The 13,699-nt window shown below is 46.3% G+C and carries 17 protein-coding genes; 14 read left to right on the top strand and 3 right to left on the bottom strand.

Annotated elements, in window-relative coordinates:
* From EYB31_RS25595 to EYB31_RS25565, 7 genes are all read left to right on the top strand, one after another.
* The coding region (locus EYB31_RS25595; protein WP_170318268.1) for a transposase at positions 1-381 on the top strand (381 nt) is incomplete at its 5' end.
* A 245-nt stretch (positions 382-626) separates the two neighbouring features.
* Positions 627-869 carry a hypothetical protein gene (locus EYB31_RS25590; protein ID WP_131016263.1) on the top strand — a complete coding sequence of 81 codons (243 nt, stop codon included), beginning with the start codon at positions 627-629 and terminating at the stop codon, positions 867-869.
* Positions 870-1,250 (top strand): retropepsin-like aspartic protease, encoded by a 381-nt coding sequence (locus EYB31_RS25585; RefSeq protein WP_131016262.1) that lies wholly within the window; start codon positions 870-872, stop codon positions 1,248-1,250.
* A gap of 236 nt (positions 1,251-1,486) precedes the next feature.
* Positions 1,487-1,831 carry a DUF3024 domain-containing protein gene (locus EYB31_RS25580; RefSeq protein WP_240762850.1) on the top strand — a complete coding sequence of 115 codons (345 nt, stop codon included), beginning with the start codon at positions 1,487-1,489 and terminating at the stop codon, positions 1,829-1,831.
* 133 nt (positions 1,832-1,964) lie between these two features.
* Positions 1,965-2,183 carry a hypothetical protein gene (locus EYB31_RS25575; protein WP_131016261.1) on the top strand — a complete coding sequence of 73 codons (219 nt, stop codon included), beginning with the start codon at positions 1,965-1,967 and terminating at the stop codon, positions 2,181-2,183.
* Positions 2,184-2,769: 586 nt separating this feature from the next.
* A complete protein-coding gene (locus tag EYB31_RS25570) occupies positions 2,770-3,687 on the top strand; it encodes an SRPBCC family protein (RefSeq protein WP_131016260.1) in 918 nt (305 codons plus the stop codon).
* Positions 3,688-3,837: 150 nt separating this feature from the next.
* Entirely contained in the window at positions 3,838-4,377 is a 540-nt protein-coding gene (locus EYB31_RS25565; RefSeq protein WP_131016259.1) for a DL-endopeptidase inhibitor IseA family protein, read from the top strand.
* Between the two features lie 98 nt (positions 4,378-4,475).
* Here EYB31_RS25565 and EYB31_RS25560 read toward each other — a convergent pair whose 3' ends face one another.
* Positions 4,476-4,850, bottom strand: a complete 375-nt coding sequence (locus EYB31_RS25560) for a cupin domain-containing protein (RefSeq protein ID WP_131016258.1) — start codon at positions 4,848-4,850, stop codon at positions 4,476-4,478.
* Between the two features lie 344 nt (positions 4,851-5,194).
* On the opposite strand from EYB31_RS25560, the gene EYB31_RS25555 reads away from it, so the two are divergent.
* The 6 genes from EYB31_RS25555 (at position 5,195) to EYB31_RS25530 (ending at position 9,900) form a co-directional block, all read left to right on the top strand.
* On the top strand, positions 5,195-5,989 hold the full coding sequence (locus EYB31_RS25555; protein ID WP_131016257.1) for an EAL domain-containing protein: 795 nt from the start codon (positions 5,195-5,197) through the stop codon (positions 5,987-5,989).
* A 27-nt stretch (positions 5,990-6,016) separates the two neighbouring features.
* Positions 6,017-6,358, top strand: coding sequence for a hypothetical protein (locus EYB31_RS25550; RefSeq protein WP_240762848.1), 342 nt, complete (start codon positions 6,017-6,019; stop codon positions 6,356-6,358).
* Positions 6,355-7,149: a CBS domain-containing protein gene (locus EYB31_RS25545; RefSeq protein WP_131016255.1), complete on the top strand. Its 795-nt coding sequence runs from the start codon at positions 6,355-6,357 to the stop codon at positions 7,147-7,149. The genes EYB31_RS25550 and EYB31_RS25545 overlap by 4 nt, the downstream gene beginning before the upstream one ends.
* A 332-nt stretch (positions 7,150-7,481) precedes the next feature.
* Positions 7,482-7,883, top strand: a complete 402-nt coding sequence (locus EYB31_RS25540; RefSeq protein ID WP_131016254.1) for an Rrf2 family transcriptional regulator — start codon at positions 7,482-7,484, stop codon at positions 7,881-7,883.
* 167 nt (positions 7,884-8,050) lie between these two features.
* The gene (locus tag EYB31_RS25535; protein WP_131016253.1) at positions 8,051-8,938 is read left to right on the top strand and encodes a class I SAM-dependent methyltransferase; all 888 of its coding nucleotides are present in this window, start codon (positions 8,051-8,053) and stop codon (positions 8,936-8,938) included.
* A 41-nt stretch (positions 8,939-8,979) separates the two neighbouring features.
* Complete coding sequence (locus EYB31_RS25530) at positions 8,980-9,900, top strand: NAD(P)/FAD-dependent oxidoreductase (protein WP_131016252.1); 921 nt, start codon at positions 8,980-8,982, stop codon at positions 9,898-9,900.
* 70 nt (positions 9,901-9,970) lie between these two features.
* On the opposite strand, the gene EYB31_RS25525 is transcribed toward EYB31_RS25530, so the two are convergent.
* Complete coding sequence (locus EYB31_RS25525; protein ID WP_240762846.1) at positions 9,971-10,861, bottom strand: AraC family transcriptional regulator; 891 nt, start codon at positions 10,859-10,861, stop codon at positions 9,971-9,973.
* 138 nt (positions 10,862-10,999) lie between these two features.
* Here EYB31_RS25525 and EYB31_RS25520 point away from each other — a divergent pair, with 138 nt between their 5' ends.
* The gene (locus tag EYB31_RS25520; protein ID WP_131016251.1) at positions 11,000-12,013 is read left to right on the top strand and encodes a zinc-binding alcohol dehydrogenase family protein; all 1,014 of its coding nucleotides are present in this window, start codon (positions 11,000-11,002) and stop codon (positions 12,011-12,013) included.
* Positions 12,014-12,055: 42 nt separating this feature from the next.
* On the opposite strand, the gene EYB31_RS25515 is transcribed toward EYB31_RS25520, so the two are convergent.
* Positions 12,056-13,690: a response regulator transcription factor gene (locus EYB31_RS25515; RefSeq protein WP_165452613.1), complete on the bottom strand. Its 1,635-nt coding sequence runs from the start codon at positions 13,688-13,690 to the stop codon at positions 12,056-12,058.
* Positions 13,691-13,699: the final 9 nt, after the last annotated feature.

Below are 13,699 nucleotides of genomic sequence, written 5' to 3'. Positions count from 1 at the left end.
AAACCCATTTACAAAGCGGCAACGGAAGAAGCGGCTTTGCTAGAACTGGACCAATTTGAAGAGGCTTGGGGTAGTAAGTATCCTTTGATCGTCCGTTCCTGGCGATCGAACTGGGATGAGCTGGCCACCTTCTTCAAGTACCCGCCGGAGCTTCGGAAACTTATCTACACCACGAATATGATTGAGAGCTATCACCGCCAGCTTCGTAAGGTCACAAAAGGGAAAAGTATCTTCCCAACAGACGAGGCTTTGCTAAAAATGCTTTATCTGGCGACCATGGACGTCGTTCGTAAATGGACGGGCCGGGTGCAAAATTGGGGGCAAATTTTGCTTCAGCTTTCAGTTTTCTTTCCCGACCGCATCGGCCAATTTTTACGTTGAAAATTTTTTCTCCCCTCGGGGAGAAATCTTTTTAAATGAGTTTACACAAAGATCTTGACAGACCCAAATCGAGGAAGTGAAATCAGGCGGACATTCCTGCGAACCTAACCGTGTCGCGGCCGGCAGCAAGCTGCCTTAAGGTTCTCGGGTTCGTGAATACAGAGGACGTTAGGTAAAACTCTATCTAGGGATTTATAAAAAATAAATGATACAATAAATTTAAAGCATTTTGGGAGGGATTACATGTGAAATGGCAAGAAGTTCAAAACATTTATCCAGATCAATTTGTGAAATTTGAAATTTTGCATTCCTTTGAAGAAGAAGACAAGGAGATAATTGATGAAATGGCTTTAATTGGTCCTGTAAGTGATGAGAATGCTACTCGCGAACTATTGAATTGTAGAAACAGAACGCTTGTATATCATACATCGAAGGAAAAAGTTGAGGTAATTATTAGAAGAAACATTGGGTTAAGGAAATTCTTATAGATGAAGTTAGCCTATCGAGATGGTCTCCTGTTTACAGAGATAACAATTGAATTTAATGGAAGAAGTAAGCAGATTGAAAATATTGTGATAGATACGGGAGCTAGTCATACTTTAATTTCGCAAGAAGCAGTAGATGATATTAATATAAAGGCAACTAAAGAGGATCATTTTATTACGAGTTTTGGAATTGGTGGAGAAGAACACGCCTTTATTAAAACTGTAGAGTCCATTACACTTGGAGATTATTTAATAGAAAACGTGGAGTTAGATTTTACATCATTTAAATTTCATAACATCAATGGATTATTGGGTCTGGATATCCTGCTGGAAGGTAAATTTATCATTGATTTATTTAACTTAGAGTTGGAACGTCTGCAATAATGTTTGCAGATTTTTTAGGCTTTTCTAGGAAGAGATAGAATTTCATCTAACACCGTATTCACGCTGCGGCTCCTGGCGGAGCCATGGTCCGCAGAAGATAATTCGGTGAGCGGAGGCAGGCGGACAATCCTGCGAACCTAACTTCGCCGCGGCCGACGGATTCTTGAATACAAGAACGTAATGAGAGATTATTGCAATACCTTAAATACTACAAAAGCTCTTTTAACTTGCTGAACATGGGGGAAACGATGATGGATGATTTTACAAAAGTAAGAATCATAAAAATTATGGATAATTATACACAGAATAAAGTTCCAAAACATGTACAAAACCAAATAAAAATGACCTATAAAATAAGGGGAAATAATATTACGTTAGTAGAAGAAAGACCTGCATTTCGAAGTGATGAGTGGGTTCAGTTGGCGATTGCACAATTTAGGTTGGATCAAGGGAAATGGAAAGTCTATTGGAGAGACAGTAAAGAAAAATGGCATTATGTAGAAGAGATAGAGCCAAATGAAAATTTTGAAAAACAATTAAACATCGTGGATAAGGATAATACAGGGATTTTTTGGGGCTAGTCAAATAAGTTCTCATATCATCATACTCCCGCTGCTGCCAGCTAAGTCCTTTCGGACTCTACCCTTAAGCCAATGAGGATTTTTGAATACAAGAGGCGTTATATGACAGAGTGGAGAAGTTTGGCGAGCATCTATGGCGATTGGTGTGGCATATCAAAAAGAGTTATTTTGTTACCCTTGGTTAGAACCACAATTTATAGTTCACGTATTATCCAAAGAAAATCAAAAATATATTGAAAGCATCAGGGAGCACGGCGGAACGGTAATAATACCAGTAAGTAATGAAAAACATATAAAGGAAATAGCAGATCAAATAATATATTTAAAGAAGCCAACATTGAACATTTTTTAGAGTAATCAATGATGACCAGAGACCCCATAGACGTCATATTACACCGTATTTACGCTGCGGGTCATACGGCCCTTACTCTGCCCGAAGTTGATTCGGGGGGAGTAGTATCAGGCAAACAACCCTCCGAACCTAACCGTGTCGCGGTCGATTCCGATTCGCCGCTTTGCTTTGATCTTTATGGGTCTCCTTAAGGTGGTTCTCAGGTTTGTGAACACAAGGGACGTATATGAATTTGCTAAGCCGGTCTTTTATGATGTGAAAACATGGAAAACTAAAATTGAAAAAACCAAGTTGGTTCAAATACATGGATTGTAAATTGGGATATGAATAGAATAATTGAATTTCATCATGAGGGCATAATCCGTGTTGGGATTTCAATTCAAAGCAAGCCTAGAGGTAACATCCGCTGACAAGGTATTTATACCGAAGTATCTAAGCGGAAATTTATCTGTCGAAGTAACACAAGGAAACGGTTTCCGCGCCGCGGGACATCACTCGAATCTAATAGCTGCGGTAAACATTCGAAGCTGCCGTAGGGTTTTTGGGATGAATAAATCCGAGAACAATGACGAGAAGGAGACGTAGGATGAGCGAGAGAGCGAAGGATATAATCAAAGGTATTCTAATTTCAAATATTTTTGCATTGGTTTGTGTGGGCGTAACATATTACATCATAAACGTTATTAAAGGTATTGAAGGATTCCTGGTACTTTCCGAATTTGTACTTCTCCCCATGATTGTGGGTATTATTAATTCTTACTTTTGGAGGCGGCATAAAATTTCAGCGGGTCCTTCATTTGGATACGGCTTTTTGAATTTAATCGTCGTTGTAGCGGTTAGTTTCTTTTTTATGGGCGAAGGAGTTATCTGTATTGTAATCGTGTCTCCTTTGATTTATTTGTTTATTATGGCTGGTATTCTGTGTGGGAAATTTATGTTTAACAGCAACAAACATACTCTCAATATTAGTATATTAGCGGCATTATCCAGTATGTTTCTTGTAAATATGATTACCGCAGCTCCTTCTAATGACCTTGTAGCAGATCGCATCGTGATTAATGCGAGTCCTCAGACCGTATGGCAGCATGTAGTTTCTTTTCCTCCGATTGAAGACGAGCCAAAGTTTTGGTTGTTCCAACTAGGTCTTCCAAGCCCATTGCAGTCAACTGCTGAAGGAAGTTATTTAGGAGCCGAACGCAAGTGCATTTTTAGTAACGGCATCGTTTTTGATGAGAAAATCGTTGAGTACGAACCTAATTTGAAGTTGACTTTTGATATTACGAAGCAACCTGATGACCCTGAGATATTGGGACATTTGAACCTGATTAGAGGACAGTTTTTGCTTCAAGATAATGGGGACGGCACCACAACTTTAATTGGAAATAGTTGGTATGATCTTAAAATCAAACCATCATTTTATTTTGATTTATGGACTCAAAGCATCATTAGCAATGTGCATATCAGAGTTATGAATCACATTAAAGAATTGTCTGAAAATACCTAAAAGAAAATCGGCACCTGCAGGGGGGGTTGTCTGTCAGAGATATTTCGGGGGAAGCGGGAGCAGGCAGACGACCCTGAAGGTTAAGTCTGTCGAGCCCATCCCTAGCAGCCTTAAATTTGGTTAAATGAATCTAACCAATTCTCTGAAAGGATGAATTTTGTGAATATATTCCTAGTCCTCATATTACTATTGCACAATATAGTAACCGGCACAGATGCAAATCAGCCGGTACATCAATTAAGCCAAGAACTTGCATTAAACTTAAGATCGGAAGGATTAGAGCGTTTAAGCACGTTTATTGATGGCGGTAGTGCATGTGATCAGGTAGAGAGAAATACGCCGGCTAATGCGGAGGGATATTACTATTTTTGTTCAGATCTAGATACTTATGAAAAAATGTACCCATACCTTGAAGAGACATTTACCCATGATATAGCGAAGAAGTTGATCGAATCCGTGGTCATTGTTATGAATAACAGACTGTCATATCAAAAAGTCGGTTGGGGTTCGATAAATGACTGGTCAAGGGCTAATGGAACGATCAAGAGCGGCGATGAAGAGACGGTTGTATACAAATTTAATGTGCCGGTATTTGGTGATGATTCTCCTGCAAACGAAATTCAAATTGAATACAAATATGTAACTAACAAGGGGTGGAGAATAAACAGTCCTGCAAGATCACTTAGGTAGCTGTTGCTTTTACATAACACCCATGAAACGTCGACCTAGTGAAATGAATTGGCGCACACCGCGGCAAGCACCAAGATGAAACAGAACGATTGACTCTATCAACCGCCATCCATCTTCCATTCATCAACTAAAGGGCCATGAGTGCCGTACACCGGGTCTAAATCGGGAAATGGGACTTTTTGGATATCGCACAGCGCATGGGGGCGTTCGTCGGGTCTCCCGGTTTTTAAATCATAGCTCATCCCGCCCGGATATGCGCCAACGACTTGAAAATCCGCACTCGCATTCAGCCGTTTATGTCCGGTTCCTGCCGGAAGAACGATTACGTCGCCGGCATGAACTTTCACTTCTTGGCCCGAGTCGCCGCCAATGTGAAGGGTTGCGGAACCATACATGATCCCGAGCACTTCATGGCAGTTGCTGTGGTAATGATGGTAACCAAAAACATCCCCTTTTTTGAAGAATCCGCACAAGTTCTGATTCTTATATCATAGCATAATTCTAAGCAGTCCGGTTGACCGCAGGGAAAGCCAGGTTTATTTCTGTAAGAAAGACCGGACTCATCAATATAAAGTCGGAGATTTCTTGTATATTAGTAGGACGATTCGATATTTCCTAAACCATAACGGTCAGTCCGTATGGCTTTTTTGTCGTACAGTCAACATGTTCAGGGTGAGACGTTTATAGGACCGATGGACCCTTGATTCGAGAGAGAAAATAACGAGGAAATCCCCGAAATCCTAAGATATGTAATAAAATGTCGATATATGCAAGGGTTTGCTGGATTTGATTAGCGATTTCATTTAAAATTAGTTTGATGCTAGAAAATTATAGCAATATCACGCGCCTTATGATTAGGAAGAAAGGAATATTGACAATGTCTTTTGTAGAATCAAATTGTTCTTTCACACATGTATACCAGCCTATTGTCTATATGGAAAACCGGGAAATACTAGGTTTTGAGGCGCTGATCAGAAGCAGCAAAGGCAATCCGGAGCAGCTGTTTGAGAATGCCCGGCGAGAGGACCGTTTATTTGATTTGGATACGCAATCTCTTGTAAAGGCTGTCAGTCAGTTTAGCGAAGTGATGTCAGGAAAACCTAAAAATCAGTTGTTCGTTAATATATATCCATCGACTTTGCTGCATGATGAATTTCATGCATTTCTGGAGAAAATTGTCCGTCAAAGATCGAACACCAACTTGGACATTGTATTTGAGATCAATGAGGCCATAGAGGAATTTTCCCGATGGAAGGAGCTGCTGGACAGCGGTATTCTGAGCGTATTGCAAAAAAAAGCGATCCTTATCGCGTTTGACGATGTGGGCGAAGGTGCGATTTCTTTGAAGCAGCTGGTTGATTTCGAGCCTGACTATATCAAGTTGTCCAAATATTTTACACACGGTATCGAGGTTTCGCCGAACAAGCAGCGGATTATTCGGGTGTTGGCGGAATTTTGCAGCAGCGGCTCCTCTAAATTAATCGTTGAAGGCATCGAAAATGAGCGGCAGTTTCAGTTGCTGGAGCAAATGGGCGTTATTTACGGGCAAGGCTATTTATTTGCGAAACCCCAGCCTTTGGAAGAACTTGTGTTTGTTAATCCTATTTTGTAAAGGAAGTTTATGATGGCTACTAATCAAATGAATTACTCTCGCAGAGCGAGTTTATCCATGAAAATGACGGAATTTGAAATGCCGCCGATGCAGGATTTGCTAATTATAGGCAAGCGGGCGCCGATCGGACCCGAAGCGGTCAGGAGAATGGCCGAAGCGTTGTCTCCCGAGCAATTCTCCATTCTTAAGATAGATCATCCGAAGGTGGAAGGGGTATTAATACGTAAATCGCTGCTCGAGATGCTGGATAAGCATTTGCTGCTTGAAATTATTTTAGAGGAAGCGGACCGGCTTATTAACGAATCCATGGTATTAAGAGCGGAGTTGAAGATTACAGTCTCAATACAACGAGAGGTGGAGCTTCAATGAAAGTTGAACAGGTTATGTCGGACAAAGTATGCAGCATCACTTCCGGTAAAAGCGTGAGGCATGCCGCAGATCTTATGAATGAGCTGAGAATCGGCTCTCTCGTCGTCGTAGATGAAGGGGAAGTCATAGGGATCATTACTTCGAAGGACATCCGTTCAGCTCACCCGAATCGAATCGTAGCCGATGCCATGACGCATAACCCGATCTCCATACCCAAATCGATGTTCATTGGCAGCGCGCTGCATACGATGGAACAGAACAATGTGGAACGGCTCATCGTCCAGGACGGCAGGACGGTGGAAGGCATCGTTACCCGTGAAACGCTAAAAAGCACGATCAGCAATTATATCGATCCTTTAACCCATCTATACCGTTCCAAATACATAGAATATATTCATGAATATTTGGTGGGAGAGGGAAACCCCTTCCACCTGCTTTTCATCGATTTGAACGATTTTGGCATTGTAAACAAGAAGTACGGTCATGCTATCGGCGATGATTTGCTGATTCATTACGCCAACCTGCTTAGGGAAGTTTCAGAGGAGCAGGACTATGTATGCCGTTACGGAGGCGACGAGTTTGTCATGATTACGCGCAGAAGTCACGAGGACATCCAACCCATCATCGAACGGTTGTCGACGCCGGTGACTTTCCAGTCATTTACGTTTTCGGCAGCCGTCGGTGTGATCTACGGTTATGACGATAGCGGGCAAGCCTACTCTTACCGGGATTGCATCAGTACCGCAAGCTTGAATTCGACCAACGTAAAGCAAAAACGGCTGACTTCATAGATGAGATGCCAACACGATTGGCAGCCTGGATTACATGCTTGAGATATCAAGCTTTTTCAATGAATGATGAGTTGATCTTACATATATAGGAATGTCCGCTATGTAAAACAGTGCCAGTTAAAAATGCGCCGCGGCGCACCTAAAGCCGCTTTTTTGATGTTTTGAAAGTGTGCGACAATCCCGGTCGGAAACAATCTTCCCCAGGTTTATTGGACGAATATGCCCACCGGAAGGGTGAAAAATGACACCGATAGGAACGATAATCTTGACATCTATTAGGATAAAGGTTATCGTAGATAAATAAAGTCTTTAATTGAGGTGGGGACTGAGCAATGAAGTTTTCGAAAGCGACTAATTATGCCTTGCACACCATGCTCTTTCTTGTCGCGGCACCCCCGGATAAACATATGGGTGTTCAGCAGTTGGCGGACCGGCAGCAGGTTTCGCCGACGTATTTATCCAAAATATTGACCAAACTGGTCAAAGCGGGGATGATCGAATCCGCTTCGGGCGCGAATGGCGGTTATAGACTAAAGCGGAATTGGGAAGACATATCGTTTCTTGATATCATTCATGCGATCGAAGGCACCGCTTCCTTATTTGATTGTGATTTCAACCATGGGGAAGAATGCTTGATCCAGAAGGTGATGGTATCCGCGGAAGAGGAAATGGAAACGTATTTGAAGAAGCAAAAAATGTCGGAGCTGGCGAAGCAATTCAAGATTACCCTGTGAAAACCGGGTATTTTTTGGATTTATTATAGATATAAAGAGTCTTTGAAATCTTCGAATGGATGAGGGTAATTATCTCAGCGGTTGACTAACTCAAGGAGGTGGGATGCAGACACTGCTAGCGGGAAAATTTGTTTTCAAAATCTGATTCGCAAAAGGAGATATATTGCATGACAAATGAACTTTTTAACGAAGCCGTATGGGAAACAGCTTGGAAAAACGATGCGCACACAGCAATCAACAAGATGAAAAAAGCGGGGATCAATCCGGCGCACACTTTTGACCAAAAGGCTAAGGCATTTAACGAGCAGGCTTTTAACGAAGAGGGAAGACGAAGAGCGAAACGAATTATCCATTGGCTTGAAGACCAAGGTGTGACGTTCCAAGGAAAGACCGTTTTGGATATTGGAGCGGCATCGGGCGGATTTTCGGTGCCGTTTGCGGAAAGAGGCGCTCATGTTACCTCGGTTGAATCGAGTCTTCCTTTGGTCGAACTGTTGAAAGAAAATATAAAGGGCATCACAAACGGAACCGTTGATATTGTGGCTGAACCGTTCGAAAACATTGATATCGAGGCAAAAGGATGGAATAAAGCTTTTGATTTCGTTTTTGTGTCCATGTGCCCGGTTATTGTCGATTGGGAAAGTGTGGAGAAGGTGCTGGGCTGCGCCCGCGAGTTTTGTTATATGAGTTTATCCGTGGGCTCCAGAGAGCATAGTCTGGTTAATGAAATTTGGCCTTTGGTTACCGATCAGCCCCGGAAAACCGAACATTTGGAGATGGCTTATTTACTCCATCTGCTGCTGCTTAAAGGGTATGCTTATCAGTCGCTGGTCACTCGGGAGATGAAATCTACGATAGTATCCAAAGAAACGGCGTTCCAAGAGGCGATCGACTGGCTGAAAATGTTTGGTTTACCGGTGGATGATCGGAGTCGCGGCATTGTCGCAAAATACTTGGACGACCATTACGCTTCAGACCAAGTGGAAGTGCAGCAGGGAGGCCGTTTTGGCAAGGTACTTGTTCGTTTGCGCGACCAGATGATGTACAGCAGGTAAGCTGGAATAACAAATAACAGATGGCGGAGGTATGACAACACATGGAAAAATCAATTCTCGACGTTGCAATTATCGGCGGCGGCCCGGCAGGTTTGAGCGCCGCTCTTGTATTGGGGCGAGCCAGAAAACATGTGGCGCTGATTGATGAAGGCCGTCCACGCAATGCCGTAACTCACGAATCCCATGGATTTCTTACCCGCGACAAAATAAAACCGGCCGAGTTTCGGCGTATTGCGAAGGAACAGATTGAGGCATATCCGTCCGTCTCGTTTATTGCGGATATGGCCGTGTCCGTTGCGGGGGAGGATGGTTATTTTCAAATTACGACTGTGCAAGGCCAAACTTTTGCCAGTAAAAAAATTCTCTTCGCCGTCGGAATGAAGGATCGCCCGCTGGACATTCCAGGACTGGCTGACGTATACGGGAGCAGCGCCTTTGTCTGCCCGTATTGCGATGGCTGGGAATTACGGGATCAACCGCTTGTTATTATCAATAAGGGGTCCGAGCTTATGCACTTTGCCCCTTTAATATCCGGATGGACCAAACAATTTGTTATTTGCACCAACGGTCCGGATGAACTGACGGATGCTGAACGCGAGGAGCTTCGCCGGCACCAAGTGCCTGTATTTGATTCGCCGATTCGTTCTATCGATTCGAACGAAGGGAAGGTGCGGCAGGTCGTTCTCGAAGACGGGACTCAACTCCCGTGTACGGGGATCTTTTTTAAACCACAGCTGGTTACGGGATCGGATTTGCCTCAGGCGATCGGATGCCAAGTGACGGAAGCGGGAACCGTCATCGTCGACGAATTTGGGAAAACAAATGTTGCAGGCGTGTATAGCGCCGGGGATGCGGCAACCCAGCGTTATCAGGTGATTGCCGCAGCTTCGATGGGCGCTTTTGCGGCGATGGCCATGAACAATGAGCTGAATATGGAAGCTTGGCGGCGTAACAAAAGGTAAATAAAGAGAGCGGATGCATAGGTTTGTTGTGGGGAAGTACGTTCAGCCGTTTGGTTTGCACGGTTGCGGATTATTCATCCGGTGCCGCAAGTCCTGTTTGAAGCCCGCCGCGGCGGTACACCCCCGGGGTAATACCCGACAAGCTTTTAAACACATGGTGAAAATGAGGCAAACTTTCGAAACCGCAGCGAAAGGCGATTTGGTCCATGCTGTCATCGGTAGCCAGCAGAAGCTCCTTGGCCCGGACGATTCGTTTGGCATGAATATAATCGGTCACCGTCATGCCGGTCAACTGCTTGAACACGCGGGAAAAATGCGCCGGGGTAACGGATGCATGCCGTGCCAATACGGATAAGCCCAGATCGTGATCGGCATGGTGGCGGTCGATATAGCGGAGGCTGTCTTTTATCCAGGGCGGCCCGGGATGCACGTCTGGAACAACGCCAGGTACGTCCGCCGGCGCCATACGGTTCGCAAGGAGGAGCAGACGCTGCAGCAGCAGCATAATGGCGTGGCGTGATCCGGGAAGCCCGGTCCGATGTTCTTCGTCAATTTCGCCCAGCACCGCCTCAAGCTGCAACTGAAACGGCTGTTTTGTCTCCAGCTTGTAAAACTTACGTTTACGGACCTGCTCAAATATACTCAGGCTGGAGTAGGTATCGCCCAACGGCTCATGTGCGGCCAGGATCGGGGCGAAGAACAGAGCAGTTGACGTGACCGGAAGCTGCGGATCGGGAATCGCCCGGTGGATCGTGTTGCCCGGAATGATGAACAGATCGCCGGCTTTCATATCGTAAAAGGAACGGTTGATAAAAAAAGTTCCCGTTCCCGAATAGACATAAACGATTTCCAGCCGGTCATGAAGGTGGTCGGGCAGCTCGCTTTGCGGGCTTTTTGTGTCTTTATAGACATATTCGAAAGGAAATAAGGGATCTTCGAAAAAAGTTTTGCGTACGGGCACCAAGCTGCACCTTCTTATCGCTTCTTCTCGATAAATAATCAAAATCCAGTATGATTTTGCAAATATTCAATATTATATACCGAAAAAATGGCTGCTACAATAACGGTACGGCTTCCGCCGAATGAAGGAGGAATCGACATGAAAGGTATCGTTTGCGAACAAGTGGAAAAGCTGGCGCTCAAAGAGCTGCCCGAGCCTGTACCCGTGCCGGGACACGCGATCATCCGTATCCGCCGAATCGGCATTTGCGGAACGGATCTTCATGCTTACAAAGGAAATCAGCCGTTTTTTTCGTATCCGCGTATATTAGGTCACGAACTCGCCGGCATCGTAGAACAAATCGATCCCGATGCATCGGGGTTGAAGGCGGGGGACCAGGTCAGCGTAATGCCATACCTTCACTGTGGAAGCTGCATTGCTTGCCGCCGGGGAAAAACCAACTGTTGTACGGACATGAAGGTGCTTGGCGTCCATATCGACGGGGGCATGAAGGAGAAGCTGGCCGTTCCGGTCACTCATCTGGTGAAAACCGAAGGGCTAACGCTCGATCAGACGGCCATCATCGAACCGCTGGCGATTGGTGCCCATGCGGTGCGGCGATCGGGTCTGCGTTCCGGGGATAAGGCGCTTGTGATCGGAGGCGGGCCGATCGGGCTGGGCGTGATGTCGTTTGCCCAATATGCCGGAGCGGAAGTCATCGTGATGGACATCAATGAAGAGCGGCTTGCGTTCAGCCGATCTTGGACCGGGGGCGCGCACACGGTGAATACGCTTGACCGGCCGTTGGAGCAGCTGGCAGCAATCATCGGCGGTGATTTGCCGACCGTCGTGTTTGACGCGACCGGCAGCGCAAAATCAATGACCGATTCGTTTGGCTTTGCCGCCCATGGCGGTACGCTCGTGTTTGTCGGGCTGGTCAAGTCGGATATCGTGTTTAACGACCCCGAATTTCACAGGCGCGAACTTACGCTGATGGCAAGCCGCAACGCTACCAAAGAAGATTTTGATACGGTGCTTGAAGCGGTACGCAGCGGCAGGATCGATGCGGATGCCTACATTACGCACCGTTCCTCTCTGGATGATATGATCGGCCAATTTGAAAGCTGGTTAAAGCCGGAGTCGAAGGTAATCAAGGCTATGGTTGAGCTGTAGCCGAAATCGAAGTCGAAGTCTTAAGGATCTCAAAACCGCAAGCTACAAAGAAATGGACGGCTTGTGTGTCCGTTTGTACTCGTTGGGCGTCATGCCGGTGCTTTTCTTAAACACATTGCAAAAATATGAGTAGCTGCGGAAGCCGATTTTTTCGATCAGCTCATAGTTCAGGTATTGTCCGCTGGTCAGATACACTTTGGCCTGCTCGATTCGTTTCTCGAGAATATAATCGTTTACGGTGGCGCCGACTTCTTTTTTAAACAGATGGCTTAAATAAGATGGGCTCAGCTGCGCCTGCTGGGCCACGGCGTCGACGGACAGATCTTCATGCAGATGCTCGCGGATAAACTTGAGGCAAGCGGCGATCTCCGGGCGTACCTCTACCGAAGAAGCCAGACGTTTGGTCCAAACGTCGGACCAGCGGGCAACCGCCAGCAGTGTTTTCTCCAACTGCAGGCAACCCGCCGGAATAGGAGATGTTTCGTTATCGCTGGCATCAGGCGTGCGCGCGAAGCTGTTTGTTCCTTGCCATGCCGCCGCCGCGTTTGACACAAGGGTGTTCAGCCATGCAAGCACCTGTTCCGGATGAGGTTGATGAAGGCGCAGTGTTTTTTCGGCAGTCTGCAGCCAAGCTGTTACATGATGCGGCCCGCCTTCCGTCGCTTGTTCCTTCCATAACGCTGCGAGGCGATTCCATTCCTCCTTGGGCATTGTGCCCAAAGCCGGCAGTTCGCTTGTGAAAGCAGGGCATTGGCGCGACACGTAAAACAAGGCCGGCAGCTTGCTGCGTACAGCAGCGAAGACGGAGCGGGTTTGCTTGATATGCATATAGGAATCGCCGGCCAGTACGGTTAGTTGAATGTTCATAAATTTGCGCAGCGGTTCCGCCATCACTCTGGCGAGCTGGATAATTCCGCTGCGAATTTCCGCAGCGGGTGTCCGGCCTGCGTCACATAGGATGATGAATTGACCGTAAGCGATTGGGAACAGCTCATAGCGCCCGATTGCCGATTCGTCAAGCGCTTCCCGCACCAGCTCCAGCGTGCTGAACTCGACCAAAGGTCTATCTTTGTCCGGATACCGGGCACCCTCGGCAATCAATTCATCCATTTGGCACAGCAGCAAGGTGTAGGAGCCGAACGGGAGATGGATACCTATTACGTCCGCCTGCCGGATGATTTCATCTTCTGTTGCGTACAAGCCAGTCAGCAGCTGCTCGAAATACTTTTGTCTGACCGGATAATGGTAGCTTTTCAACAGTTGCTGGCGGGCGAGCTGGCTTTGCTGGGCCGACCGCTCTTTGTCGACGTCTTTGCCTGCACGCTCCAGCACGGACCGTACTTCCTCCGCATCCAGCGGCGTTTTTAACAAATAACCAACCGCGCCGAGCTGCATGGCCTGCTTGGCGTAATGGAAATCCTGATGGGCGGTGAGGATGATACTGCGGGTATTCGGGTACTTCCGCGACAGTTCGCCCAAGAGCTCCAGCCCATCCATAACAGGCATGGTGACGTCAATCATGACGATATCGGGGGCGGACAGCCCGCATTGCTGCAGCGCTTCTTTTCCGTTCGAAGCTTCACCTGTGATGCGGTAGCCCCATTGCTGCCAAGGCAGGCCGGTACGCAGGTGCCTGCGGACTTTCGGTTCGTCATCGACCAGCAAAATCGTTCTCATGAGTAGATC

Origin of the sequence: Paenibacillus thalictri (assembly GCF_004307995.1) — a bacterium.
GTDB classification, from domain to species: Bacteria; Bacillota; Bacilli; order Paenibacillales; family NBRC-103111; genus Paenibacillus_AF; species Paenibacillus_AF thalictri.
Note: the sequence above shows the minus strand (reverse complement) of the source record. Positions and strands in the feature narration are given on the sequence as shown.

Bases quoted from the DNA above. Each gene is read 5' to 3' on its own strand.
- EYB31_RS25585 (WP_131016262.1), top strand. From the start codon at position 870: ATGAAGTTAGCCTATCGAGATGGTCTCCTGTTTACAGAGATAACAATT.
- EYB31_RS25580 (WP_240762850.1), top strand. From the start codon at position 1,487: ATGGGGGAAACGATGATGGATGATTTTACAAAAGTAAGAATCATAAAA.
- EYB31_RS25575 (WP_131016261.1), top strand. From the start codon at position 1,965: ATGGCGATTGGTGTGGCATATCAAAAAGAGTTATTTTGTTACCCTTGG.
- EYB31_RS25570 (WP_131016260.1), top strand. From the start codon at position 2,770: ATGAGCGAGAGAGCGAAGGATATAATCAAAGGTATTCTAATTTCAAAT.
- EYB31_RS25565 (WP_131016259.1), top strand. From the start codon at position 3,838: ATGAATTTTGTGAATATATTCCTAGTCCTCATATTACTATTGCACAAT.
- EYB31_RS25555 (WP_131016257.1), top strand. From the start codon at position 5,195: ATGCTAGAAAATTATAGCAATATCACGCGCCTTATGATTAGGAAGAAA.
- EYB31_RS25550 (WP_240762848.1), top strand. From the start codon at position 6,017: ATGAATTACTCTCGCAGAGCGAGTTTATCCATGAAAATGACGGAATTT.
- EYB31_RS25545 (WP_131016255.1), top strand. From the start codon at position 6,355: ATGAAAGTTGAACAGGTTATGTCGGACAAAGTATGCAGCATCACTTCC.
- EYB31_RS25540 (WP_131016254.1), top strand. From the start codon at position 7,482: ATGAAGTTTTCGAAAGCGACTAATTATGCCTTGCACACCATGCTCTTT.
- EYB31_RS25535 (WP_131016253.1), top strand. From the start codon at position 8,051: ATGACAAATGAACTTTTTAACGAAGCCGTATGGGAAACAGCTTGGAAA.
- EYB31_RS25530 (WP_131016252.1), top strand. From the start codon at position 8,980: ATGGAAAAATCAATTCTCGACGTTGCAATTATCGGCGGCGGCCCGGCA.
- EYB31_RS25520 (WP_131016251.1), top strand. From the start codon at position 11,000: ATGAAAGGTATCGTTTGCGAACAAGTGGAAAAGCTGGCGCTCAAAGAG.
- EYB31_RS25515 (WP_165452613.1), bottom strand. From the start codon at position 13,690: ATGAGAACGATTTTGCTGGTCGATGACGAACCGAAAGTCCGCAGGCAC.